Origin of the sequence: Chryseobacterium viscerum, assembly GCF_002899945.2 — a bacterium.
GTDB classification, from domain to species: domain Bacteria; phylum Bacteroidota; class Bacteroidia; order Flavobacteriales; family Weeksellaceae; genus Chryseobacterium; species Chryseobacterium viscerum.
Genome location: NZ_PPEG02000007.1, coordinates 76,054 through 101,956, shown reverse-complemented (window position 1 = coordinate 101,956; position 25,903 = coordinate 76,054). Strand labels below are relative to the sequence as shown.

Here is a 25,903-nt window from a genome sequence, read left to right as displayed (position 1 = left end):
ATCCAGTGTTTAAATTTAAAAAAAAACTGTAACATACAAAATTTTACTAAGATTTTTCTTGAATTAGCTCATTCTATTTACATTTATTCAACATAAAATCACGATATTACGATATCACTAAGCTATGAAAAAATAAATAAAAAAATTCAAGAAAAAAATAAATAAAATTTTTGCTCGCTTTACTCTTATCCAAAAGTATGTAATGGATATTAAAATAGGAATTCCTCAGACATTACAAAAAAATATTCTTTATATTTAAACAAAGTGAACCGTGTCATGAAAGATGTAAAAATAGCGTTTAGAAAACCCATATTTCCAGTTTCAGAAGCATTACAGCAATATTTGGAAAAATACAACAGAACGACCAAGATTAGATTCCTGTATGAAGACCTTCTCAGGTTTAGCGACAGTATAAATATTATGGATAAAGAGGGCAAAGATACTTTGTGGCTTGGTGTATTATATTCTGAATATGAGTTTAAAGAAATAGAGGCTAATTTAAATAAGATTTATACCCTCCTTCATTCTGATGGGGATATCGCTACTCTCCCTTATCTGAAAGTAGATACGATCGACTTTTGTACGTTTGGAAACTCTAAACCTTTTCGGGTTCGGGTGAGAAATATACTTAACGATAATTATACTTATTTTTATATTAAACAGGCGGATGCTTCCCGGATATTCGGGCTGGAGCTTGAAGATCTGCTTTCTCCCAACCGAATTAACTTTCTGGTGTATAAGAACACGTTGATTGAGGAGCATATTTTAGGAATTCCCGGCGATGTTTTTATTCAGAAACATCTATTCAATTGTAATGAATTGGAAAAGGCACAGATTTCCAAGGAATTTGTAAAATTCAATGAGCGGTGTCTCATTGGGCTTCTTGGTGACATGCGCTCCTATAATTATGTTGTGATTCCCATACATGATTTCGACCAGGTTATTTACAGAATTCGTCCCATCGATTTTGACCAGCAAACTTATGAGGGAAATCTGAAAGTGTATCTTCCACAGTATTTCAAAGAAAACAGTCAAATGGTGAATATGGTGCTGGAAAAACTGAAGCCCAGCTCTATAGAACAATACCGTAAGGAAGTACGTTCACAAATCGTAAAAAGAGTGACCAGCAGCCAAAACAGATTTGATGAACTCATTTCTATTATGAAAAAAGACAATATCGCGCCGGAGGCCAATGTTATAGAACTAAAGACCGCTTTACAAAAACTCACCTACGATGTCAATTTCAAGTATTGTACATCCATGGGAGATATTATAGAAACCGGAATCAAGTTTGTTCTCCGGAATTATAAGAAAGAATATTAAAAAAGAGAATCCGCCTCAACTTAACGTGAGACGGATTCTTTCTTTTCTAACAATTTTTATGGTAAAATTACCAGATTTTTATTCTGTCCTGAGGAGCTTTATACAATTTATCTCCTTGTTTGATATCAAATGCTTTGATGAATGAATCCTGATTGACCAACGGTCCAAAGGCTCTGAACATTCCCGGAGAGTGCGGGTCAGTTTTCACCTGATTGATCATATACTGATCGGTAGCTTTTGTTCTCCAAACCGTTGCCCAGCTCATAAAGAATCTCTGATCCTGAGTAAATCCACTGATCTTGCCTGGGTTTCCTTTATCTTTTAAATACATCTGAAGAGCATCATAAGCAACAGCTACTCCACCTAAGTCACCAATATTTTCTCCACTTGTAAATTTACCGTTTACAAAGCTTCCTTTTACAGGTTCATAATCACTGTACTGAGCGGCCAGCTGACCAACTTTTGCATCAAAGTTTTTACGGTCTGCATCCGTCCACCAGTTGTTCAGGTTACCATCACCATCGAAACGGGAACCACTGTCGTCAAATCCGTGAGAAATCTCGTGACCGATAACGGCACCAATACCTCCGAAGTTCACTGCTGCATCAGCTTTAGGGTTATAGAAAGGAGGCTGAAGAATAGCTGCAGGGAATACAATTTCGTTGTTTGATCCGCTGTAGTAAGCATTTACAGTTTGTGGAGACATTCCCCATTCTGTTTTGTCAACAGGCTTTCCTACTTTGTCTAAACTTCTCTGATATTGCCAAGCGGATACATTCTGAAGATTAGAATATAGTGTTGCTCCTTGTTTTGGAGATTCTACTTTCAATTGAGTATAGTCTTTCCACTTATCAGGATAAGCAATTTTCACTGTAAACTTGGATAGTTTTTCCTGAGCTTTTACTTTAGTTTCAGGGGACATCCAGTCCATATTCGCGATATGGGTTTTGAATGATTTTAAAAGGTAATCAATATAAGTTTCCATCTGCTTTTTAGCTTCAGGAGTGAAATATTTGTCTACATATAGTTTACCAAAAGCTTCTCCCAGAACACCATTGACAAGGGTAAGTCCTCTCTTGTCCATTGGACGCTGTTCTTTTTGTCCCTGCAAGTATTTAGCATAGAAATCAAATCTGATCTGCTCTAATTTTTCATCTAAATTGCTCGCATTTCCATTGATGATATGGTACTTCAGATAATCTTTCAGTAAAGGAAGGTTTTTCTGTGTTACAAACTGATCCATATTCTGGTAATACTTCAGTTCGCCAATGATCACTCTGTCTGTATTTACTCCTGCATCCTTAAGATATTTTGCAAGGTCTACATTTTTAACCAGACCTGATAATTCTGATACGTTTTTAGGATTGTATCTTAAATTAGCATCTCTGTTCTGCTCAAGAGTTAATAAGTAATTGGCAAGTTGTTTTTCAAAGTCTACCACATTCTGTGCAGACTGAGTAGCGTTTTTATATCCTAACACGCCAAATAGCTTCCCAACGTAGGTTTGATATTCTGCCAGTGTTTTAGTATTGGCTTCATTTACTTTTTGATAATAGTCTCTTCCCAAACCAAGATCCGGTCCACCAAGATATACCGCATTCATATTGGAGTTCTTCATATCAGCACCCACTCTCCATCCATAGAAAGAATTGTCGCCCAATCTTGTCGCTTCCAAAAGGTATTTCTGAAGGTCACTAAGACTTTTAATAGCATCTACTTTGGCAAGATCAGCTTTGATAGGAGCCAGACCTTCTGCATTTCTTTTATTGGTATCCATAAAAGAGGCATACAGATTCTGGATTTTCTGTCCTTCTGATCCAGCTGGATAGGTTTCTGTAAGGATTTTATTCAATATATCTAATGAAGCATCATCCACATTTTCTCTCAAAGCATTGAAAGATCCCCAGTTTGCTTTATCAGAAGGGATCTGAGTAGTTTTCACCCAATTTCCATTCACATAGCTAAAAAAGTCATCCTGCGGACGGACACTTGTATCCATATATGATAAATTGATCCCCTCCTCTTTTGCTTCTTCTTTTATCGGTTCAGTAACTTTAGCCGTAGCTTCTGTTTTATTCTCTGTCCCTGCAGTCTTTGCTGCACCACACGAATTGAGAAATACAATACCCGAAAGGGCAAGTATTCCAATATTTAGCTTTTTCATTAAAAATAATTTTTGATTTTACACAAACGTATCAAATATACAAACTTTAATGATATGTAATGAATGATAATTAATATATGGAGTGGGAAATTGATGATTTAAGAGTAAAAGTTTAAAGTTTACAGGGTATATTTTGGAAATATATACGAGATTGAGATTTATGGGAAGACCACCCTGGCAAAAATTCTTTGAATTTTTGCCACCCCTCCAGAGAAAGGGAATGATGGAAACCATTATTACAAAGAATGTCTTCCAATCCCCAATCTCTATATCCTTTTACCTGCCACCTATTACCTGCTACCTAAAAAAACAAAACCGCCCATTGCTGAGCGGTTGTTATTTTTACCAGATTTTAATTCTTTCTTCTGGAGTTTTGTATAGTTTGTCTCCTTTTTTCACATCAAATGCTTTGTAGAAGGCATCAACGTTGATCAACGGACCGAAACTTCTGAAATATCCAGGAGAGTGCGGATCTGTTTTCACTTGATTCACCATATATTTCTCACTTGACAATGTTCTCCAAACTGTAGCCCAGCTTAAGAAGAATCTCTGATCCTGAGAGAATCCACTGATTTTCCCTGGATTTCCTTTGTCTTTTAAATACATCTGTAGGGCATCATAAGCGATGTTTACACCTCCTAAGTCAGCGATGTTTTCACCGTTTGTGAAAGTTCCGTTTACAAAAGTTCCTTTTACCGGCTCGTATTTGTCATACTGAGAAGCAAGAGCTTTTGTTGCTTTTTCAAAATTGGCTTTATCTGCAGGAGTCCACCAGTCTACTAAGTTACCATCAGCATCAAATTGTGCTCCTGAATCATCAAATCCATGGCTCATTTCGTGACCGATAACAGCACCGATACCTCCGAAATTCACCGCAGCATCAGCGTTAGGATTGAAGAATGGCGGCTGAAGGATAGCAGCAGGGAATACAATCTCGTTGTTTACCGGGTTATAGTAAGCATTAACAGTCTGTGGAGTCATTCCCCATTCTGTTTTATCAACTGCCTTACCAATTTTAGCTAAGTCTTTGTTGTACTGCCATTCACCAATGTTCTGAAGGTTCTGATACAGGTTTCCTCCCTTAGCCTCAGAAACAATATTTAATTTTGAATAGTCTTTCCATTTGTCTGGATAAGCAACTTTTACAGTGAACTTATTCAGTTTCTGCATTGCTTTTTCTTTAGTCGTTGCAGACATCCAAGCTAAGTTGTTGATATGAACTGCGAAACTTTTCTTTAAATAGTCGATCAATTCTACCATCTGAGCTTTTGCTTGTGCAGGGAAGTATTTCTCAACATATAATTTTCCAAAAGCTTCACCCAAAGAACCGTTAATCAATTCGTAACCTCTCTTGTTAAGTGCTCTTTGTTCTTGTTGTCCTCTAAGATATTTACCATAGAAAGCAAACTTCATATTTCCTAAGTTTTCACTTAAGTAAGAAGCACTTCCGTGGATCATATGGAATTTCAGATAATCTTTAATCACAGGAAGATTCTGAGCATTTACTAATTTATCGAAGTTCTTATAGAATCCTAATTCACTGATAATTACTTTGTCAGAATTTACTCCTACTTTTTTAAGGTAACCTGGAAGGTCAACATTTTTTACCAGAGCAGAAAGTTCAGCCATCGTCTTTGGATTATACTGAAGCGTATTATCACGGCTCTGTTCGTTGGTAAGGTAAGTATTTGCGATGCTCTTTTCGTAATTAACGATACCTTTTGCTGCTTCATCAGCATTTTTGTATCCTAATTCTTTTAGCATTGAAGCTACATATTTCTGATATTCAGCAATAGCTTCTGTATTTTTTTCGTTTACTTTCTGATAGTAATCTCTTCCTAAACCTAAAGAAGCGTTTCCTAAGTAAACGGCATTCATTTTAGAATCTTTAAGGTCTGCATCCACTCCCCATCCGTAAAAAACGTTTTCACCTTCTTTTGTTACAGAAGTAAGATAGTTTTGAAGATCAGTCAGGCTTTTTATAGCATCAATTTTATTCAGATTTTCCTGGATAGGCTTTATTCCGTCAGCATTTCTCTTCTCCATGTTCATGTAAGTAGCATACAGATCCTGGATCTTTTTCCCCTCACTTCCATCAGCAAATTTATCTTTCAAAAGAGAGTTCAGGATCGTCATGGAATTGTTATCCGTATCGTCAGCTAGTTTGTTGAAGCTTCCCCAAGTTGGTTTATCCGATGGAATTTTGGCTGTTTTCATCCAAGTTCCACTCACATAGTTGTAGAAATCATCCTGAGGACGCACCGAAGTGTCCATCAAGCTAAGGTCTAAACCTTTGTCTGTGTTGTTCACTGCTACTTTAGCAGCTTTAGCTTGTGCGCTCATGGTAGTTTGAGTACAGATCCCTGCTATTAAAAACAAAGAAAGCGTTATTTTTTTCATTATGATAACAATTTTTAGAATATGTATGATTTATTTTGTATTTGTTACGTTTCAAGAAAACAAATTTAAACAAATAACGTCATAGCATGATAAGAATTTATAAAAGATGGAAGATGGAAGATTGAGGCTGGAAGTTATGGTGTGATTTTCATAACTTCCAGCTTCCTCCACTCAGCTTCCCAACTTCTTAAGAAGTGGCTATCTCTTTTACATTTCCGGTTCTTTTCAGAAATCCCCAGGACTGCATTTCGCCTTTCAATGCCTTTCTTAAACTTTTAAATAACACAATATACATCAGCCATCTATACCCAAATCTCTGCGGAATAATATACAACAGATTGATTAATTTCTCCCGCTGCATCATGAATGCAATTAAAGCTAATGAAGCATCCACCAAGAGGAAAATCAGATAATAGGTGAATATTTTGTCTCCGTTTCCGGATAGAATTCCCAAAAACATAATCACATCTGCCAGCGGCGAGAAAAATGGAATAATATATTGGAATAATAAAATATTCGGCATTGCCCAAAGTCCTAATCCTTTATATTTGGGGTTAAGGAAAGTCTGTCTCTGTTTCCAGAACATCTGCATAATTCCATAGGTCCAACGGAAACGCTGTTTCAAAAACTGGTTCGCGGTTTCCGGAGCTTCGGTAACTGCAACTGCTCTGTTTTCATTGGCAACTGTATATCCTGCTTTTAAAATTTTCACAGTAATATCACAATCTTCTGCTAAAGTATCTGATGAATATCCTCCAGCCTCAATGATCACAGATTTCTTAAATGCTCCAATAGCTCCTGGAATCACTGTAATGGCATTAATATGGGCATAGGCCAGCCTGTCAAAATTCTGACTTGTCGTGTATTCTATAGCCTGCCATTTGGTGAGCCAATTGACTCTGTTTCCCACTTTCACATTTCCTGCTACGGCAGCAATTTTTTCTTCCGGATCTGCATTTAAAAATCTTGCAATCAAATATTTTACAGCATCCTGCTCAAGTTTGGTATCAGCATCAATACACACTACATATTCAGCATCTGTTTCCGAGATTCCAAAGTTTAAGGCGGTTGCCTTACCCCCATTTCTTTTGGTGAAAATTTTCAGCTTCGGATGATTCGGGAACGCCTCCAATGCTTTTTCATACGTTGAATCTTTGCTTCCGTCATCTACCATAATAATGTTAAAATTCGGATAGGTCTGTTTCAGTAAATTCTGTAACGAAGAAATAATATTCACTTCTTCATTATAAGCAGGCACAATAATGGAAACTTTCGGATAAGATTCCAGCACTGGAAATTGTCCTAGTTTTTTCTCTTTTTTTCTTTCTTTAAAAGCCCAGTACGCCATCAGCAATAGTCTGATCAACCCTAATACAATGAAAATGGTAAATAAAGCAACCAGAAAATGACTTATTCCATAGATTGCTGTAGCTAACACAAGGTTAAGCTGCATGATGTAGTAAGACTTTGTTTTGGGAACTTCAGGCATCAGTTCGCTTCTGCTTTTGTGCAGAATATTGGTCAGGTTCGTGAAATGGTATCCTTGTTTCTGAAGAGTCGGAATAAGGATTTTTAAAGCTTTCACCGTTTCTTCTCTGGTATCACCGCCTGCATCATGAAGGAGAATAATATTTCCTCTCTCATGTTTAATTCCGGCCATTACACGTTTTACAATTTCATCTGCTTTTATTCCCGGCTGCCAGTCTTCAGGGTCTATATTTTCCCCGATATCCAGATAGTTTTGCTGTCTTGCCAGTGCTACCGGAATGATCTCTTCTGAAGTGGTAGGTTCTGAGTCTGCATTATAAGGCGCTCTGAACAGAATGGTGCTGTGGCCTGTGATACATTCGATCAGCAGTCTTGTCAGTTTCATTTCCAGCAAAGCTCTTTGCGGACTTACTTTTGCTACATTTTCATGCGTAAAGGTGTGATTTCCGATCTCGTGTCCTTCCCGGTAGATTCTTTTAACAAGCGGAAGGTTTTTTTCTGCATTTAATCCTACCAGAAAGAATGCTGCCGGAACATGATATTTGGATAAAATATCCAGTACCTGCGGAGTGTAGGTTTCATCCGGGCCGTCATCAAAAGTGAGGACGAGTTCTTTCTGAGGGGCACTTCCGTATTTTTTTACTTCATAAGAACTTGGATAGGTGATGTAATTTTCATCTGTGATAATTTTCTCTTTTGGATCAATTTCCAGTGCAATTTTTCCATCATGGGGAGTATTCAGAACATCCAGTACTTCTCCGTCTCCGATATAATCCACCATGGTCTGCCCTTTTACATTTTCCAGGGTTTTTAAATTCAATTTGGAAAGGCCTGCCCCTGTAAGGTCTTTATCATAGAAATTCCAGACTCTGCTGTCTTCACTTCCCAGTCTCCAGAGTGCAGTTCCTGCCAATGGATATTCTGATGAGAAACGCATCGTATTAAAAATAGAAGCGGCATCATTGAAAAAGACCGTGTGGGTGAGATTTTTAGAATCGGTGTAGGAATAATTTAAATTAAAAGTATTGTCATTAAAGTCAATTACGGCTTTACTTGCACTCGCTTTTGTAATTGCCTGCATGTAGGTAACCGAAGTATTGTCATCTTTATTGGAGCTCCAATCGTACCCATAAGCCCCCAGCCCAAGAATAATTTTTTGAGGAGAGATTTGTTTTACGATTTTACCTGTCTGTGCTTCTATCCATTTTTGGGAAGAAACCGGACCAGCATCACTTCCTGCGGAATATTCATCATAAGCCATCAGCACAAAGTAATCTACATAAGGATTCAATCTTGGGATATTGTAATCATCATTATCTGTCATAATATCCATTGTCACCAACAGCTGATTCTGCTTGAATGTCTCTGAAAGTTCTTTCATAAAGGCAATCAGATTTTCATCAGAATTCAGGTTCATATCTTCAAAGTCAATATTTATTCCTTTGAAGTGGTATTTTTTACATTGCTGGGTGATCTTTTGAATCAGATGGGTTCTTTTCTGCGGATCGTTAAGAACTTTTACCAGCCCTTCCGAACGGAATTCCCGGTCAGAGTTATTACTCAGCATTGGCATGGCGGCAATTCCGGTTCTTTTGATCACTTTGTATCCTTCAGGGTCTACATTGGTTTTCAGATCTCCTGTTTTAGGATCAAGAAAAAACCATTCAGGAAAAACCAGATTGATGTGTCTGATATTTCTTTTCAGAGACATCAGCGACTGAGGATCCCATGCTACATAAAAAGCAGACCGGATTCCTCCCGGAAACTGAGCCCAGTTTCTGTTCTGATTTTTATATCTTTCCGCTCTCGCTTTCTCAATTTTATCAAGGCTAGTATGGATTGTTTTTTCAGAAATAAAGCTTCTGAACCCTTTATATTCTTTGGAAATTTTATTCTCCTGAAGGTAAGGTTTGTTGGCTGTAATGACAGCTTTATAATCTTCTTTAAAAGGAATTTTAGGACTTCTGTCCAGGGTCATCATCAGACCTAAAGCAAGCAAAAGCAGTATTCCTATAAAAATAAAAACACGGCTTCCCCATTGTACACTTTTCCAACGTTTCTTGCTGTTGGTCTGAAAAATCTGTTTGGAATTTTCCACGATTTTTGAAATTTATTGAAGGGCGCTCAAAAAGTGTGAAAAACTATACTAAAATTAATTAAAAAAAAATTAAAAAGTATGAATTGTATTTATCTGTCGATAAGAAGGCTTACCAAATCCTGAATCACCTTTTGGGAAACAAAATTCATAAAATCTACTCTTTCCAGATGGGGCATGTATAATTTGGAGGTTATCTCCTCGTCATTAATTCTTATGGTATAATAAACTGTTCCAATATCGTTACCATCCTCTCCTTTTCCAGGACCGGCAACACCTGTCGTAGAAAGGGAAATATGAGTTTCAAACAATTCCTGGCATCCTTTTGCCATTTCCTGAGCCACCTGCTCGCTTACTACGGTAAACTGATCTACGGTTTCTCTGGAAACATTTAAAATTTTAATCTTTCTCTCGGTAGCATACGGCACTATTCCGCCAAGGAAATATCTTGAACTGCCGGAAACTGAAGTGATCATTTTTGCCAGCTCCCCTCCTGTACAGCTTTCTGCAGTAGAAATCGTTAATTTTCTTTCGGTAAGCATTTCTGCCAGAATATTTTCAATTTTATCTTCAGATACAGCGATCACATGGCCTTCTACCAAAGGAAGCAGTTTTTGGATTTCCTCTTCTGTTATCTTTTTCAGCTCTTCTTCATGATCGCCGGAAGCTGTCAGACGAAGCTTTACACGGGTTCCCACCGGAAGATAAGACAAAGCAATATTTTTCGGAAGTGCCAGTTCCCAGTCTTCAATGGTGTCTGCAAGAATACTCTCAGGAATTCCCACTACAGAAACAATTCTGGTATGAATATAATGAAGTTTGAATCTTTGCTGTAAATAAGGAATAATCTGATCTTTGATAAGCGGTTTTACCTCGTAAGGAACACCTGGAAGGCTGTAACACAGCTTTCCATCAAGCTCCATCATCATACAGGGTGCCGTTCCGTAATGATTCTGAAAAACGATGGATTTGGTAGGAACAAAAGCCTGTTCCTTATTTCTTTCCAGAATATCGGCTCGTCCCCTTCTTTCCATATAACCTTTAAGGTGATTGAAAGTGACCTCATCCAGGGCAATTTCATCATTGAAAAACTCTGCCAGGGCTTTTTTGGTTTTATCATCCCTTGTAGGTCCCAATCCTCCTGTTGTAATGACTAAGTCTCCACCTTCAAAAGCAGTACTCAGTGTATTTTTAATAGTTTCAATTTCATCTGAGATCGTAAGAATCTGAGTCACTTTGATTCCTATATTTTTAAGTTCAGCAGCAATAAAATTAGAATTAGTATCTACCGTGTTTCCGGAAAGGATTTCATCCCCGATAGTAATCAGAACAGCTTTTTCCATATGTTTTTTTGTTGAAAAAAATTCTCTGCAAATGACGTAAATTTCTGTGGCCGCGGCAATATAAATTGATTTTTTCTATTTTTGCCGAAATTATCTAAAACTACAATACGAATTATGTCTAAATATGATGATGCTTCATGGCATTATGGTGGTGATTTTCCAGAAGGACTTCCTCAGAAAAACGGAGCAACCCATACAGGAATGTTCCTGAACTGGTGCATTCACAACAATATGATTTCTGATGAACTGAAAGAAGATAACGAAGAAGAAATTGAAAAATTAAAAAGAAGAGAAATCACTGGTGCAGAATTCATTATGGATTCATGTGACGGAAAATTCTCTGAATATGATCTGAATGAGCTTGGAAATCTTTTTGCAAAGGATTACTATGCAGATGATACCGATTTCGGAAACAGATCCAGTTCATTTGCTGATGATTACGTTAATATTTTTGATGCTAAAGCAGAAGAAAACGACTATCAGTATGAAACTTTCTATCACATAGAAGATACCTATGAAAACTATGATCTGATGAAACAGGTAATTGATCATCGTTTTGAGGAATGGAAAGAGTATATTAAAAACTAAAGAACAAAAGGGCAAAATCATAGAAGCCTCTATCAGCTTTTCTGTGATTCTGCCCTTTAACTTTTTTATTGATTATGCTTTACCCAGATCAGTTCATCGGTATTATAACCGATTTTTCTTGCTTTCTGAATGAAACGCTGACGGATACTTTCAGGAATGGTAGTGGTTCTGGACAGAATCCAAAGATATTTTAAGCTGCTTCCTGCCACCAAAGCATATTGATAGTCTTCATCAATATCAATGACATTATAACCGGCCCAGATAGGTTTAAAAAATGAAACTTTCAGGCGGGCTTCTGTAGGATCTTTTACAAATTTTGCTTCACCGATAGATTCATTCCATACTTTTTTACTATAATCGTAGCCTTTATTTTTAACCTGAATGGTTCCATCAGGATTTTCTGAATATTCTGCAGTGACATTATCCATATTTTTTTCGAATCTGTAATCGAAACGGGCCATCTCATACCATCTGCCAAGATATTTTTTACGATCAAAATTCTTTACAGCTGAGGCCCCTCTGGGAATTCTCACAGAATATGAATTGAAAATGATAAGACCTAATGCTCCCAACGAAACGGGAAGGATAATTTTATGAATGGTTTTCATGACTGGAATATTTGTGTGATTAGAGTGAAAACGTCAAAAATAATGCCTTTAAGCTGTTAAGGAACAATAAATTCTATGAAAAAACCTTCAGGAAATTATCCTTAAAACTTCCTGAAACCTCAATTTCCGTGTCGTCAGACAACATTACCGTTCCGCTTTTATGATAGGATTTTACAAAACCTGTATTGATAATATGGGAGCGGTGAACTCTTACAAAAGGGTTTTCCAAAAGATCATCAAAGTGTTTCAGAAAACGGCAAACCATTTTCTTTGAACCATCGGTAAGATACACCTGGGTAAAGTTTCCATCAGCCTGAAGTCTTACAATATCTTCAGTCTTCACCACATCGAATCCCTGTAAAGTAGGAAGAATAAGCTGCTGTTTTTCGGGTTTTAATTTCAGGTTTTCAAGGAGAATTTTATTCCGGTTGAGCTCATCTTTTTTCTCAAGACTTTCTGCTACTTTGTTGACTGCCAGAATCAGTTCCTGAATATCAATAGGTTTTAAAATATAATAACTTGCTGATTTATTTAAAGCCTGTAAAGAGTATTGTGAAAATGCAGTAATGAAAATGGTTTCATAGGAAAAATCTTTGGTTGCTTCCAGAACATCAAAAGCGTTTCCAAAAGGCATTTCTACATCCAGAAAAACCAATTGAGGCTGCATTTCGGCAATTAACGGAACGGCATCTTTAATGTTTTCAGCTTCACCAAGAATCTCCACCTGAGGGCAGTATTTGGTAAGATAGCTTCGTAAAACTTCTCTTGCTATAAGTTCATCATCTACAATGACAGCTTTTATTTTCATTCAGGTTAGATATTAGGTGGCAAACAATAGGTTTCAGGTGCAAATTAGGAATATTTAGCCAACCCTACAATCTTAGCAGATCCACGTTTCTCTAAAGGTTATACTTTTTCCAGCTCCAGGCATATTCTAAGGTGGCAGGTAGAAGATAAAAGATATTAGAAAAGTAATTTTTTTGGTGTTTACAGGACTTTGATAAAATTAATGGCTGATTCAATAAGTGCTATTTTTTATTAATTTAGGCTTTACTAAAAACTATAATCATTTAAACCCAACAAAAACAACATGAAATCAAAATTTCTTATCCTAATCTGTATGACTATTTTCAGTCTTTCTTTTTCACAAATAAAAATGTCGGAGAGAGAGGATATCAGCAAGATCAATAAAAACTGGAGACTGACAAAAACCAATTCCAGAACCTATGGCATTTCGGATAAAAGCGGGAAAGTTATCGTGCAGCCAGTGTATTCAAAGATTAATACGTTTGGTGAATATGCAGAAGATCTGGCGCTGGTAAAAAATATAACGGGAACTTATGGTTTTATCAACCGCTCAGGAGCTGAAGTCATTCCTGCTCATTATGAACTGGAGGAGATTAAAACCAACTTTTCAGCATTGAAGAAAAAGTATATTAAATAAATGAAATGCATTAACCAGAACTAAGGTTAATGCATTTTAATTTTTATAGTAACCAAAACTCCGTTGGTATTTTCTTTATCTTTTACAGAGCAGGTAATATCTTTTTTGTACAAATCGTTGAGCAGCTGAATTCTTTCCAGGGTATTCTTCATTCCTCTACCTTCTCTGGTCTTTTGATGCTGGGTTTTCTGCTTTTTACTTTCTTCGATTCCTATTCCGTTGTCTTCGATGAGAATTTTCAGATCAGATCCATTCTTTTCAAAGCTTAATTTTAAAAGTCCTTTTTCTGTTCTGTAGCGGAGTCCGTGCCAGATTGCATTTTCCAAAAAAGGCTGTATCAGCATTCCCGGAATTTGCAGATTCTGCATATTGAGATCTTCATCTACTTCAATTTCATAATCGAATTTATCCGCAAAACGGGTCTTTTCCAGAGCCAAATAGTTTTGAAGAAGATCAAGCTCCTGCTGGAAAGGAATAAAATCCTCTGTAGAATTTTCCATCACCCCACGCATCAGTTTTGAGAATTTCGTCAGATACTGATTGGCTTCCAGTTCGTTATTGGTCGCGATAAAGTGATTGACACTATTCAAACTGTTAAAGATAAAATGCGGATTCATCTCCCTGCGAAGCGACTGAAGAGCAATTTTCTTATTTTTCGTCTGAACTTTCTTCAGGGTTCTGAAAATAAAAGTAATCAATCCGGTCAGCAGAATGAGAGCTCCAACCAAGCTATAATTGAAGACATCCTTTTTTCTGATAAGCTCATCCTTCAGCTCCTTTTCTTTTTCCAGCTGTGAAATTCGTTGTTCGGTATCTTCCAGAATTTTATTATCGATCAGACTTCTGTCTTTGGAAACGAGATTCGGAAGTTTTCCCAGAAAATCTCTGTATAGCTGAACTGAAGCATCAATATTTCCTGAAATTGCATAAAGACTGTCCAGTTTTTTTACACTTCTCTGAGCTTCCAGCGTATGTCCTTTGTCTAAAGCAATTCCGTAGGCATTTCTCAACAAACCCACCGCTTCTTTCGGATCATTTTTTTTAATATAAATATCTGCCAGTTCCTGAATCTGATTGACTTTTTCCTGTGAATTGTCTTTTACAAAATCTTCTTTCAGAACCTTTTTTTTAGCTTCAATAGCTTTATCATAATTTTTGTTCTCAACGTAAAGATCAGCCAGCTTTTGATTGATGGCTAATGCTTGTTGAGGTGCTTCTTTTTTAGAAATTTTATAGGCTGTATTCAGGTTTTCTTCGGCACTGGAAACATCTTTCTGCCTTAGATTGACATCAGCCAATTGACTGTAGCTTTCGGCAAGATCGCCTTGTTCATTTTCTTTTTTACTCAGATTGATATTATTCTGAATTGCTTCAGCCCTAAGCTCTGGTGTGGGAGAAGAAAGTCTCGTAACGTCATTAGAATTGACCGCCTTACTTTTTTCACTGTATCCCATTTGCGCTACCCTGCTGTAGTTACTGATGGCGGGTGTTATTTTGTTCTGTTTTTCCTGTGACTGAGCCAATCTTCGGGTTGCTTTTTCAATATTAGGCTTGTCATTCAGTTTTTCATACAGATTTTTAGCTTTTGTGTAATATTCTTCACTTTTGGGAAAATTCCCGCCACTGAAAAATGTTTCGCCAATACTATAATAAGAATCGGCCTGGGCGGATTCATTCTTAGTATCAATTGCTTTTTTCAGCTTCTTTGTTTCTACCTGAACTTCTTCCACAGCAGCACTGCTATTATTCGTGGTTTGGGAACGTATTATATTTCCCAGGAGCACCAATAAAAAGATTGTAAAGAGTTTAAGCATTTTCATAAAACAAAGATATACATATATATAGTGTACTCAAAAACTATTCACCAAGTGAAATTCCCCTTCCACCAAGTTTACCCATTGATAATGTGACCCTAAGATTAAGTTTGCGTCATAATTAAAATTTAAAAATCATGAAAAAACTAACATTTACATTTTTATTCTTCATCATTGTTTCATTCTTACCCTTTTCAAAAGCACAGGTCGGAGGGAACCAAATCTACAAAGACAAAAATAATTACGATTATTCCCCTCCTCAGAAGCTACTTGAATATAACAACACCAACAGTTATTTCAGCAATGATTCTACATTGATTGTGAGTGTAAAAGTATTGATGAACAAAACTGCAGACCGTTACAAGCTTACGCTGGGCTTGAATGAAGAGGCTCCCACTCCCAAAATTGCCATCGAAAATATCAACAAGAGGATTAATGGTTTTATAAAAAGGATATCCTCAATGGGAATCAAAAGCGATGATATTTTTGTGGATTTTATATCACAAACTAAAATCTATGATTACAATATCAATAAAGAGGCACAGGTTGCTACTCAGAAAATGGATGGTTTTGAAACCAAGAAAAACATCATTATTACGGTAAACAAACACGCTATGATTGAAAAACTAATCTCCGAGGCTTCAGATTTCCAGATTTATGATGTTATTAAAGTAGATTATATCAACAATGATATTGATAAAATCCAGGAAAACCTTCTTAAGGAAGCGTATGCTGTTTTTGATAAAAAGAAGGAAAATTACTTTAGCTTATTTAAAAAGGAAATTATCGGAAACCCTATTGCGACTTCAGGTTTCACGTATGCTTTTCCTAAAAACCAATATCAGAATTATGTGGCTTTTGAAAGTGCCAATGTTACCTATGGCTATGACAGCAGATATGTCAAAAAGGAAGAAAGGAAATCAAGGACTTTTTATTATGACGGTACAGATTATACCGGTTTTGATAAAGTGATCAATAATGCTGATCCTGAAGTGGGCATACAATATATCATGAACCTCAGTGTAAAATATGATCTGAAGAAAAATAAAGAGAAAACAAAACGTTAAGAAATTGAAGAATTCAAGAATTCAAGTAAAATTAGGCCGCTTGATTCTGTTATATATCAATGAAGCCTCTCTTCATAATCTAAATAACTTAAGGATCTTAATGGTTCAAAATAACATTTTTCGGAACAACTTTTCTTTTTCCACAGGCTCACCAAGTGAAAGCTCCATTTCACCAAGTCTCCCAATTTCCAGTATCTGATGTGCGTAATTTTACATCAGAATTTAAAATCAAAAACAGGAAATTATGAAATTGAAACATTTTTTATTAATCGGAATTTTAACTCTTGGAAGCTTTGTAAATGCTCAGGAAGTAAAGAAGAACGCAATTGAAGTAACAGGCGTTGCCGAAATGGAAGTAGAACCGGATGAAATTATCTTCAGTGTCGGAATAAAAGCAGACAACAAAAATGATCTGGCAGATAATGAGAAGAAGTTATTTGAAACCTTAAAGAATGCCGGAGTAAAGAATGAGGATATCAAGTTCAAGTCGATGTACCAGAATATCTATTCTAAAACGGCTAAGTTTTCAAAGAACTATCAGTTTAAGGCCAGTACAAAATCAAGTCTTAGTAAAATTTTTGAAGATTTGAACCAAAAATGGGTAACCAGTCTGAACATCGCAGAGGTAAAAAGTACTAAAATTGCAGATTTCAGAAAAGCAGTGAAGATCAACGCTTTGAAAGCCGCTAAAGAAAAAGCAGATTACTTATTGGAAAGTATGGGTAAAAAGACAGGAAGTGTCCTTGAAATTGTAGAAATAGAAGACTACACCAGCGATATGATCATGCCAGCCGCTTATAAAGGCAGAATGAACAGTGTACAATTGGAAATGGCTGATGCCCCGGTAGATTATTCTTTTGATAATATTGAAAACATCAAGCTGAAATACAGCATCAAAACACGATACGAAATCCTTTAAAAATAACAGATTTAACAAGACAGTTCCTTTGGGAGCTGTTTTTTATTTTTTACCTGTGACAAACCCACCAAGTCAAACCACCACTTCACCAAGTTTCCCAATTTCCAGCCTTAAATAGGGATAATTTTACTTTAGAAATTTAAAATAATAAACGATGAAACGTTATCTTTTAATATTAATTACATTTTCAGTTTCCTTTATCAAAGCACAGGAAATCAAAAAAGAAATTGAAGTAAAACAAGCCACCGTATTTCTACAGGGAGCTAAAGTTTTTGGAACTACCAATGTAAGCCTTCAAAAAGGCAGAAATACAATAAGAATCGTCAATCTCCCCAATAATCTGGACGAGAATACGTACAAAATCAATCTTGAAAAAAATACAACACTTCTTTCCATTACTCCTCAAAATAATTTTTTGAAAAATGATGAATTGTCAGATAATGAAAAGAAACTTGAAACAGAGACCAAAAAACTTCAAAGACAAGTCAGCCTTCTGAATATTCAGATCAAAAACCTGACAGGGGAACAGCGCATCATTAATGATAATTTGAAAGTGTCTACCAACGATAAATCTACTCCACAGGAACAGCTTATTAAACTTACTGAGTTTTATAGAAAACGAATGCTGGAAATCGATAATCAGGTATTTCTCCTTGATGAGCAGAAAACGGTTCTGGATGAAAGCATTGCAAAGCTCAACAACCAGTCTGCTGAAGAGCAAACTCATAAAAATACCAACCGCAGAGAACTTTTGCTTGAAATTCTTGCAGACAGTGAAACGAATCTGAATCTTGGGGTAAGCTACATCGTTTCCGATGCCGGATGGGTTCCTTCCTACGACTTGCGGGCTCAGTCTGTGAAAAAACCTCTTGAAATGGTTTATAAAGGTAAAATTTATCAGAAAACCGGACAGGACTGGAAAAATGTAAAGTTGTTTGTTTCAACTTACAGACCGTCATACAATCAGGACAGACCTATTCTATCTCCGCTGTATGTAGCTGAATATACGCCATACAATTCCCAGATGGAAGTAGCCGGCTATAAATCTAAAAAGGAGGTTTCAGCTGCAAATGCCTATCAGATGAGAGAAGACATCGCCGCAAAACCAAGTCAGATTCCTGTAGCTTCAGTTTCTGACAGCCAGATGAATGTGATCTATGAGCTGAATTACAACCAGACCATTGTAAGCCAGGAAAAGGAACAGTATGTAATCCTGGATAAAAAACAAATTGATGCCACTTACAAATACCACACGGTTCCAAAACTTAATAATCAGGTATTCCTGATGGCTTTTGTAAAGAACTGGCAGAACCTCAACCTTATCAATGGAGAAGCTAATATTTATTTTGAGGATAATTATATCGGAAAAACCAATATTACCAGCAATTATGTGAAAGACGAATTCCCGATTTCTCTTGGAGTAGATGAAAGAATTACGGTAAAAAGAATCAAGCTTGAAGATAAAACGTCTCAAAAGGCAATGAATTCCAACAAATGGGAAACGGAGTCGTATCAGATCAGCATCAGAAATAATACAAAAGAAAGTATTGAACTGGAGGTTCTTGATCAGCTTCCGATCAGCGAAAATTCTAAGATCCTGGTAAAAACGCTGAACCTTGGTGATGGAAGCCTTGATGATAAAACAGGCAGCATCCTTTGGCACAAGAACATCGGCTCAGGAAGTACAGAGAAGATTACATTCTCCTATGAAGTAAAGTATCCGAAAGAGATGCAGATTCAATATTACAGCAGATAACCAATAAAAAACAACAATATGACAACCTTAAAAATCTTAGCACTTGCAACGGGTACCGCTTTTTTAAGCTCCGGTACTATTCCGGACAACCGCTCTATAAAAAGTAATGTTGAAAGTCATTTACCGGGACAAAAAATAACAATGATTCCGGCAAGCTCTACCTTAAAGGACAATAAAATTCAGGTCGCTCTTTTACTGGATACTTCCAATAGTATGGACGGGCTGATTGATCAGGCAAAATCCAGACTCTGGAATATTGTGAATACTTTGACCACCCTAAAATATAACGGAAAGGCCCCCCAGATTGAAATTGCCCTGTATGAATATGGAAACGATGGAATCCGTGATGAAAATTACATCCGTCAGGTTGCTCCTCTTACTCAGGATCTTGATCTTATTTCCGAAAAACTATTCGCCTTAAGAACTAATGGCGGCAATGAATATTGCGGAGCTGTTATTCGTGATGCTTCTGCCAACCTGAACTGGGATGGCAACGACAAAAGCATGAAACTGATTTATATTGCAGGGAATGAAGCATTTGATCAGGGAAAAATAAATTATAAAGATGTTGTTTCAAAAGCAAAAGGTAAAAATATCTATACCAACACCATTTTCTGCGGAAGCCGCAAGGAAGGCATTCAGACTTCATGGCAAAATGGAGCATCATTAGGAGGTGGAAAATATTTCAATATCGACAGTGACAGGAAAGTAATCTATATTGAAACGCCTTACGATATCAGAATTTCCGAATGCAATGCAAAATTGAATGACACGTACATGTATTATGGAAGTCATGGCTCGGATTACAGACTTAAGCAGATTACACAGGATAAAAATGCAGAATCACAGTCAGCATCCAACCTGGTAGAAAGAGCTGTTGCCAAATCTAAAAAGAATGCTTACAAAAATGATCACTGGGATCTGGTGGATAAAGCTGAAAAGGATGCCGGATTTATTGCGAATGTAAAACAAAGTGAACTTCCTGCCGAACTGAAAGGAAAAAGTAAGGAAGAGATTCAAAAAACGATTGCTGTAAAATCGGCAGCCCGTGATAAAATTCAGAAAGAAATTGAGGAGCTTTCTAAAAAGCGCCAGACCTATATTGACGGAGAAATGAAGAAAAGGGGAACTCATGATTCTGATGATTTGGGAAAAGCCATTGAAAGTTCTATTGTTGAACTGGCTAAAAAGAATGGGTATAGTTTGTAGTTGTAAAGCGGGTTGAGGCCCGCTTTTTTTATGCTGGATAATGTGTAAAACCACCCCGTCAAAAATTCTTTGAATTTTCGCCACCCCTCCAGAGGAGGGGAATTAAGCCCTTTCTATTAAACTATTTGCCAAAGTATCTCTCTATTATATTCTTACAAATAATGTAAACAGAATTCCTACGGAATGACACAATTGGAATGATGGTATCCAGATAGTTTATCATTCCGCAGAAATCCAAGTAGTTTTACATATAGGCTGAAAATCAAAGATTTTCAAAAACTTAAGTGCACTTCTTAAACATTTAGCAGTATCTTAAAATAACTTAAGTGTTTAAAAACATTTGAGCCTTTTGCGGTTAAAAGCCCGAGTACTATCTCCCAAATTTAAAATACCTTGACAACGGATGTTTTTTGTTCTTCATAAACAGAGAAGCCATCTCCATCCCTGTTGCTGAAAAAGTAATCCCGTTTCCTCCAAAACCTAATACAAAATAGGAATTTTTGAATTTTTCATGGGCACCAATATAGGGAAGTCCATCTTTGGTTTCTCCAAAAGTTCCTGCCCAGACAAAATCTGTATAAAAGGGATAATCAGGTTTTATTTTCTTTAGATTTTTAAGGATCTCTTTTTCTTTTTTATTGAGGAGGGCGTCCCTTTTTTCAGCGTCATAAAAATCTTCGTCTCCTCCTCCGATAAGAATCCTTCCGTCATCGGTAGTCCGCATGTAGAGATAAGGATCATCGGTATTCCAAACCAATGTACTGCTGATATTTTTAAACTTGTCTTTGTCTATTTCAGAAACAACCGCATAGGTACTTTTCAGATTAACGAAGTGTTCTTTCAGCAGGTTTTTACTTTCATAGCCAATGCAGTAAATGATCTTTTTTGCTTTGATCTGAAATCCGCTGTCTACCGTCACCAGATTAAACCCTTTATGCTCCTCCACTTTTACCATTTCGGTCTTATCAAAGATCTTCAATCCTTTTCTTACATTATGCATAAAAAGTTCATGAGCAAACTGAAAAGCATCAATACTAGCCCCTTGTTTTGACAAAATACCGCCATATGTATTCTCAAATTCAAACTGTTCCAAAATCTTGTCTGATTCCAGCCATTGCACTTCAAATCCGTTTTCTTTTCTCGCTTTATATTCTTTCTTCAGCCAATCAACATCTTTCTTTTTTGAAGCAAAATACAAGGACTTCTTTCGTTTGAAACCCGCATCCGATTTGATCAGTTTTGAAAGCTTTTCTATCAGGTCAATGGCATCACTGCACGCTTTATAACTTAGAACGGCACCCTTTTTACCTATTTTTCCTATCAGTTCATAGAGAGGAACATCTATTTCATATTGCAGCATTGAAGTCGTAGCAGAGGTACTTCCGTTGCAAAGTTCCCGTTTATCAATAAGAATCGTATCATAGCCGTCTTCTATCATCTGATGGGCAATAAGACTCCCTGTGATACCGCCTCCTACAATAAGAACTTCACATTCTTCATTTGATTTTAGAGATGGATAGGATTTCATTAATCCATTTTTTAAAAGCCAAAAAGGTTCATTCGATTTGAGATTCATATTAATATTTTACACTAAAAACAACAATATTTATACCTTTTTTAACAATTTCCCATCAAATTATGGTGTAGTTATTGTTAGTTTTTAAAATCAAACCACCAAAAAATATTCATTATGATAACAATTATTCCAGAAGCCCCGGAGAATGTTGCGGCATTCAATGCAACGGGAGAAGTAACGAAAGAGGATTTTGAAAAACTGGTAATTCCGCGCGTAAAAGAGAAGGTAGAGCAGTTTGGTGAGCTGAATTATTTATTGTATTTGGATACCGATCTGGATAATTTTACCATGGGCGCATGGCTTGAAGATTTGCTGTTAGGATTAAAAAACCTTACCAATTGGAATCGGTCAGCCATTGTTACGGATAAAGAAGGTATACGTAATTTTACCAGTATTTTCAGTGTTCTGATGCCGGGAGAATTTAAATCTTTCCCGAAAGAAAACTTATACAATGCCCTCTACTGGTGCAAAAACGGAGATGAAGTAGAGGCATAACATTTATTTGATACAAAAGAACCTGTTTTCCATTGAAAACAGGCTCTTTTTTTATTTTAAAGAATGTCAACTTTCTTATTTGTCACATGACACACATTCTGCAGTAACTTCTTGCTCTTTCTGAGCTCCCGAGCCATACAGATAGATATACCTTACACTTACAATCACTCCTATAAAGGTCATCCCCACTCCTACCAATGATGGATATTTGAATGAATACCCGTATTCTAAAGGAATTCCTCCCAGGAAAGCTCCCATAGCGTTGGCAATATTAAAACCTGCCTGCATAAAAGCGGCGGCCATCATTTCGCTTTTTGGAGCAGCTTTCATCATCATAATGTTGATGGGTGATGCAATCGACATGGATAAAGCACCACACATAAATGTCAGTATAAGAGCAATATTCTGATGTTCTGCCAGGAAGAAAACTCCTCCCAAAGAAATCATCATCAGGAAAATCAGCAGAGCACAGGTTTTTTCAGGTCCCAATTTGTCTGAAACAATACCTCCAACCAGATTACCAACTACCATTCCGGCTCCGGCAAGAACCATAACGTATGCCATCTGGCTGCTTTTAATTCCAGCAACCACCGTCATTAAAGGGGTAATATAGCTCAACCATGTGAAAAGTCCTCCAAACCCGATCGCCGTAATAGCAAGTACCAGCCACGACTGTTTATTTTTAAGGAACTTCAATTCTTCCATGAAGTGGGTATTTTGGTTGGATTCCATTGCAGGAAGCCACAGTTTTAAAAATAAAATAGCGAAGAGACCGATGACCGCTACAATAGCAAAGTAGAACCTCCAGTGGAAAGTATGGCCAATATAAGTGACCAGAGGAACCATAGCAAGGTTGGCGACCGTAAGCCCGGTAAACATCATGGATATATAAAATGCTTCTTTTCCTTTTCCCGCCATTCTTGAGGCTACCACCGTTCCCACTCCAAAGAAAGCTCCGTGAGGAAGCCCGGACAGGAATCTTATCGCCAACATACTGTTGTATCCCGGAGCAATAGCAGAAAGGCCGTTAAATAGGGTAAAAAGGATCATAAAAGCCATCAAAACTTTTTTCGGGGGGAATTTTACAGAGTATCCAATCAGGATAGGTGCTCCGATAACTACTCCCATCGCATACGCAGAAATTAAATGTCCTGCCTGCGGGATCGTGATCTGTAACGTTTTTGCAATATCCGGCAACAGTCCCATTACGGTAAATTCCGTAGTTCCTATTCCCAAACCACCGATGGCTAGTGGTATTATTCTTTTATCAATCTTCATTGTATCTAAATCTTTTTTCTGAATTAATTTCTTTCAATATAAGAGTGTATGAGCATCTCAAATTGAAAGTGCAAAAATCGAAAGAAAGTTTGAATTTCACACCTCTTTGAATGATAAAAATTTGCTCCATATTAACCTTTTTATTTAATTTTATATTCAGAAACAATCAAATCAGAACAAAATGAAAATCCAGAAAGAAATTATTGAATTTGAAAAGGGGAAATCATTCAAGCTATTTGCTCCTTCATTGAAAAACTGTTTTTTCTGGCATTATCATCCGGAAATTGAGCTGGTATATGTAGAAGCAGTGAATGGAATCCGGCACGTTGGGAAAAACATTTCCGGCTTTACAGACAGTGATCTTTTATTGATTGGGTCTAATGTACCTCATCTTAATTTTGATTATGGTATTCAGACCGAATGTAAACAGCTGGTGCTGCAGATGCGGGAAAATTTTCTCCAGGATATTATTCTTCCTGTTCCGGAATTTGAGAATATTAAAGCTCTTTTGGAACGTTCCTATCTTGGATTGTCATTTTCAGGAGAAACCAAAAATACAGTGGTTGAAAAACTTCAGGTGATTAAAGACAAAAACTCCTTTGAATCTTTAATGGGACTGATTGATATTCTACAGATCCTCGCCGATTCAACCGAAGTAAAAGAACTCAATAAAGAAGATACCCGGATTAAATGGTTTTTGAATGATAAAATCAGAATGGGAACCATCTACGACTATATTCACCAAAACTATGACCAAAAGCCTAATGTGAATGAAGTGGCAAAAGTTGTGAGTCTGAGTACTCCTGCTTTCTGCCGTTATTTTAAAAAGCAGACCAATATGACCTTCACCGATTTTGTAAATAATTACAGGATCAATCAGGCTAAAATATTCCTGCTGAAAGATTATTCTGTGACAGAGGTTTGTTTTCAGGTGGGTTTTGAGAGCCTTTCTTATTTTAATAAATTATTCAAACAGCATACGGGAGAAACTCCTTCCGAATTCAAGAAAAAACATTTCAGACCTATTGAAGTCAATGGACGGATTGGGGTAATTACTAAGGAAACGGCTTGCAATAAATAGGATCAATTTGTAGTGTGTACAAAATATGCAGCGCTTATTTAATTATATAATAAGCGGACTGAAGTCCACTTCTATTGATGTGTAATGTATCTTGTAATACTTTATAACCACCCCGTCAAAAATTCTTTGAATTTTTGCCACCCCTCCAAAAGAGGGGAATGATAGCCGGCATTCATGACAACTGGAGGTCTTCATTCCTAACACCTAATCCCTGCAACCTGCTACCTAATCCCTAAAAAAACAAAAAACCGTTCATTTCTGAACGGTCTGTATTTTAATGAATATGTTTTTCTGCGTGGTAAGAACTTCTTACAAGAGGTGAACTTTCAACGTGTCTGAACCCTAAACTTCTTGCGAAATCTCCAAACTCATCAAACTCTTCTGGCGTGATGAATTTTTTTACAGGAAGATGTTTTTTAGTCGGCTGTAAGTATTGTCCCATAGTAATAACATCTACGTTAGCGTTTCTGATATCTTCGATGGTTTGGAAAACTTCATCTTTGGTTTCACCCAATCCCAGCATTACTCCAGTTTTTGTTCTTCTCTGTCCTGCTTCTTTCAGATATCTCAAAACTTCAAGACTTCTTTCATATTTAGCCTGGATTCTTACTTCTCTTGTCAAACGTTTTACGGTTTCCATGTTATGAGAAATCACTTCCGGAGCTACGTCTACTAATCTGTCTAGATGTTTTGTAAGTCCCTGGAAATCCGGAATCAGAGTTTCCATGGTTGTTCCCGGAGAAATTCTTCTTACAGCATTTACTGTTTCTCCCCAAAGAATAGATCCCATATCTTTCAGATCATCACGGTCTACAGAAGTAAGAACGGCATGTTTGATCTTCATTAATTTGATTGATCTTGCTACTTTTTCAGGTTCATCCCAGTTTACATCCAGCGGTTTTCCTGTTTTTACGCCACAGAATCCACAACTTCTTGTACAGATATTTCCTAAAATCATGAAAGTGGCTGTACCTTCACCCCAGCATTCTCCCATGTTTGGGCAGCTTCCGCTTTGGCAAATGGTATTTAATTTATATTTATCAACCAAAGTTCTCAGCTCTCTGTAATTCTTTCCGGTAGGAAGTTTTACACGGATCCATTTTGGTTTTTGAACGGTAGTGTCTTGAACTAAATTTTCCATTTCTAAAATTGAAGTTCAAAGTTAAGGATTTTTTAATGGAAACCATCAACCGGAAATATTGATGAAACTAATAATTCAAAATTTCATTTGTATATTTAGATCTTCAAAATATCA

The 25,903-nt window shown here is 36.8% G+C and carries 19 protein-coding genes; 9 read left to right on the top strand and 10 right to left on the bottom strand.

Translation table 11 applies throughout. From position 1 onward, the window contains the following. Window positions 1-276: 276 nt before the first annotated feature. Window positions 277-1,323 (top strand): hypothetical protein, encoded by a 1,047-nt coding sequence (locus C1634_RS16965; protein ID WP_109738801.1) that lies wholly within the window; start codon window positions 277-279, stop codon window positions 1,321-1,323. Between the two features lie 67 nt (window positions 1,324-1,390). Here C1634_RS16965 and C1634_RS16960 read toward each other — a convergent pair whose 3' ends face one another. The 4 genes from C1634_RS16960 to C1634_RS16945 all read right to left on the bottom strand — a co-directional run bounded on the left by C1634_RS16960 (window position 1,391) and on the right by C1634_RS16945 (window position 10,813). Continuing rightward, a complete protein-coding gene (locus tag C1634_RS16960; RefSeq protein ID WP_103232794.1) occupies window positions 1,391-3,487 on the bottom strand; it encodes a M13 family metallopeptidase in 2,097 nt (698 codons plus the stop codon). A 342-nt stretch (window positions 3,488-3,829) separates the two neighbouring features. After that, window positions 3,830-5,887: a M13 family metallopeptidase gene (locus C1634_RS16955; protein ID WP_103232795.1), complete on the bottom strand. Its 2,058-nt coding sequence runs from the start codon at window positions 5,885-5,887 to the stop codon at window positions 3,830-3,832. 187 nt (window positions 5,888-6,074) lie between these two features. Next, a complete protein-coding gene (locus C1634_RS16950) occupies window positions 6,075-9,473 on the bottom strand; it encodes a polysaccharide deacetylase family protein (RefSeq protein ID WP_103232796.1) in 3,399 nt (1,132 codons plus the stop codon). Window positions 9,474-9,562: 89 nt separating this feature from the next. Beyond that, complete coding sequence (locus C1634_RS16945; protein ID WP_109738800.1) at window positions 9,563-10,813, bottom strand: CinA family nicotinamide mononucleotide deamidase-related protein; 1,251 nt, start codon at window positions 10,811-10,813, stop codon at window positions 9,563-9,565. A 114-nt stretch (window positions 10,814-10,927) separates the two neighbouring features. Between C1634_RS16945 and C1634_RS16940 the strand changes: the two genes are divergently transcribed. Further along, window positions 10,928-11,401, top strand: coding sequence for a DUF7832 domain-containing protein (locus tag C1634_RS16940; RefSeq protein WP_103232798.1), 474 nt, complete (start codon window positions 10,928-10,930; stop codon window positions 11,399-11,401). A gap of 65 nt (window positions 11,402-11,466) precedes the next feature. On the opposite strand, the gene C1634_RS16935 is transcribed toward C1634_RS16940, so the two are convergent. Next, window positions 11,467-12,009: a lipocalin family protein gene (locus C1634_RS16935; protein ID WP_109738799.1), complete on the bottom strand. Its 543-nt coding sequence runs from the start codon at window positions 12,007-12,009 to the stop codon at window positions 11,467-11,469. A gap of 73 nt (window positions 12,010-12,082) precedes the next feature. Continuing rightward, window positions 12,083-12,817 carry a LytR/AlgR family response regulator transcription factor gene (locus C1634_RS16930; protein WP_103232800.1) on the bottom strand — a complete coding sequence of 245 codons (735 nt, stop codon included), beginning with the start codon at window positions 12,815-12,817 and terminating at the stop codon, window positions 12,083-12,085. A 282-nt stretch (window positions 12,818-13,099) separates the two neighbouring features. Between C1634_RS16930 and C1634_RS16925 the strand changes: the two genes are divergently transcribed. Then, entirely contained in the window at window positions 13,100-13,453 is a 354-nt protein-coding gene (locus tag C1634_RS16925) for a WG repeat-containing protein (protein ID WP_103232801.1), read from the top strand. A 26-nt stretch (window positions 13,454-13,479) separates the two neighbouring features. On the opposite strand, the gene C1634_RS16920 is transcribed toward C1634_RS16925, so the two are convergent. Continuing rightward, window positions 13,480-15,273, bottom strand: coding sequence for a tetratricopeptide repeat-containing sensor histidine kinase (locus C1634_RS16920; RefSeq protein WP_109738798.1), 1,794 nt, complete (start codon window positions 15,271-15,273; stop codon window positions 13,480-13,482). Window positions 15,274-15,404: 131 nt separating this feature from the next. Between C1634_RS16920 and C1634_RS16915 the strand changes: the two genes are divergently transcribed. The 4 genes from C1634_RS16915 to C1634_RS16900 all read left to right on the top strand — a co-directional run bounded on the left by C1634_RS16915 (window position 15,405) and on the right by C1634_RS16900 (window position 20,218). Then, a complete protein-coding gene (locus C1634_RS16915) occupies window positions 15,405-16,334 on the top strand; it encodes an SIMPL domain-containing protein (protein WP_103235514.1) in 930 nt (309 codons plus the stop codon). A 244-nt stretch (window positions 16,335-16,578) separates the two neighbouring features. Next, complete coding sequence (locus C1634_RS16910; RefSeq protein ID WP_109738797.1) at window positions 16,579-17,253, top strand: SIMPL domain-containing protein; 675 nt, start codon at window positions 16,579-16,581, stop codon at window positions 17,251-17,253. A 154-nt stretch (window positions 17,254-17,407) separates the two neighbouring features. Continuing rightward, window positions 17,408-19,009 (top strand): DUF4139 domain-containing protein, encoded by a 1,602-nt coding sequence (locus C1634_RS16905; protein ID WP_109738796.1) that lies wholly within the window; start codon window positions 17,408-17,410, stop codon window positions 19,007-19,009. 18 nt (window positions 19,010-19,027) lie between these two features. Next, the gene (locus C1634_RS16900; RefSeq protein ID WP_103233548.1) at window positions 19,028-20,218 is read left to right on the top strand and encodes a vWA domain-containing protein; all 1,191 of its coding nucleotides are present in this window, start codon (window positions 19,028-19,030) and stop codon (window positions 20,216-20,218) included. Between the two features lie 370 nt (window positions 20,219-20,588). Here the strand turns inward: C1634_RS16900 and C1634_RS16895 are convergent, their stop codons facing one another. Further along, complete coding sequence (locus C1634_RS16895) at window positions 20,589-21,746, bottom strand: NAD(P)/FAD-dependent oxidoreductase (RefSeq protein ID WP_228410097.1); 1,158 nt, start codon at window positions 21,744-21,746, stop codon at window positions 20,589-20,591. Window positions 21,747-21,908: 162 nt separating this feature from the next. Here C1634_RS16895 and C1634_RS16890 point away from each other — a divergent pair, with 162 nt between their 5' ends. Beyond that, complete coding sequence (locus tag C1634_RS16890) at window positions 21,909-22,289, top strand: SpoIIAA family protein (protein WP_002981039.1); 381 nt, start codon at window positions 21,909-21,911, stop codon at window positions 22,287-22,289. Between the two features lie 75 nt (window positions 22,290-22,364). Here the strand turns inward: C1634_RS16890 and C1634_RS16885 are convergent, their stop codons facing one another. Continuing rightward, on the bottom strand, window positions 22,365-23,567 hold the full coding sequence (locus C1634_RS16885; protein ID WP_103233546.1) for an MFS transporter: 1,203 nt from the start codon (window positions 23,565-23,567) through the stop codon (window positions 22,365-22,367). 181 nt (window positions 23,568-23,748) lie between these two features. Here C1634_RS16885 and C1634_RS16880 point away from each other — a divergent pair, with 181 nt between their 5' ends. Then, complete coding sequence (locus C1634_RS16880; RefSeq protein ID WP_109738794.1) at window positions 23,749-24,648, top strand: AraC family transcriptional regulator; 900 nt, start codon at window positions 23,749-23,751, stop codon at window positions 24,646-24,648. A gap of 274 nt (window positions 24,649-24,922) precedes the next feature. On the opposite strand, the gene lipA is transcribed toward C1634_RS16880, so the two are convergent. After that, complete coding sequence (lipA, locus tag C1634_RS16875; protein WP_103233544.1) at window positions 24,923-25,789, bottom strand: lipoyl synthase; 867 nt, start codon at window positions 25,787-25,789, stop codon at window positions 24,923-24,925. Between the last annotated feature and the right edge of the window lie 114 nt (window positions 25,790-25,903).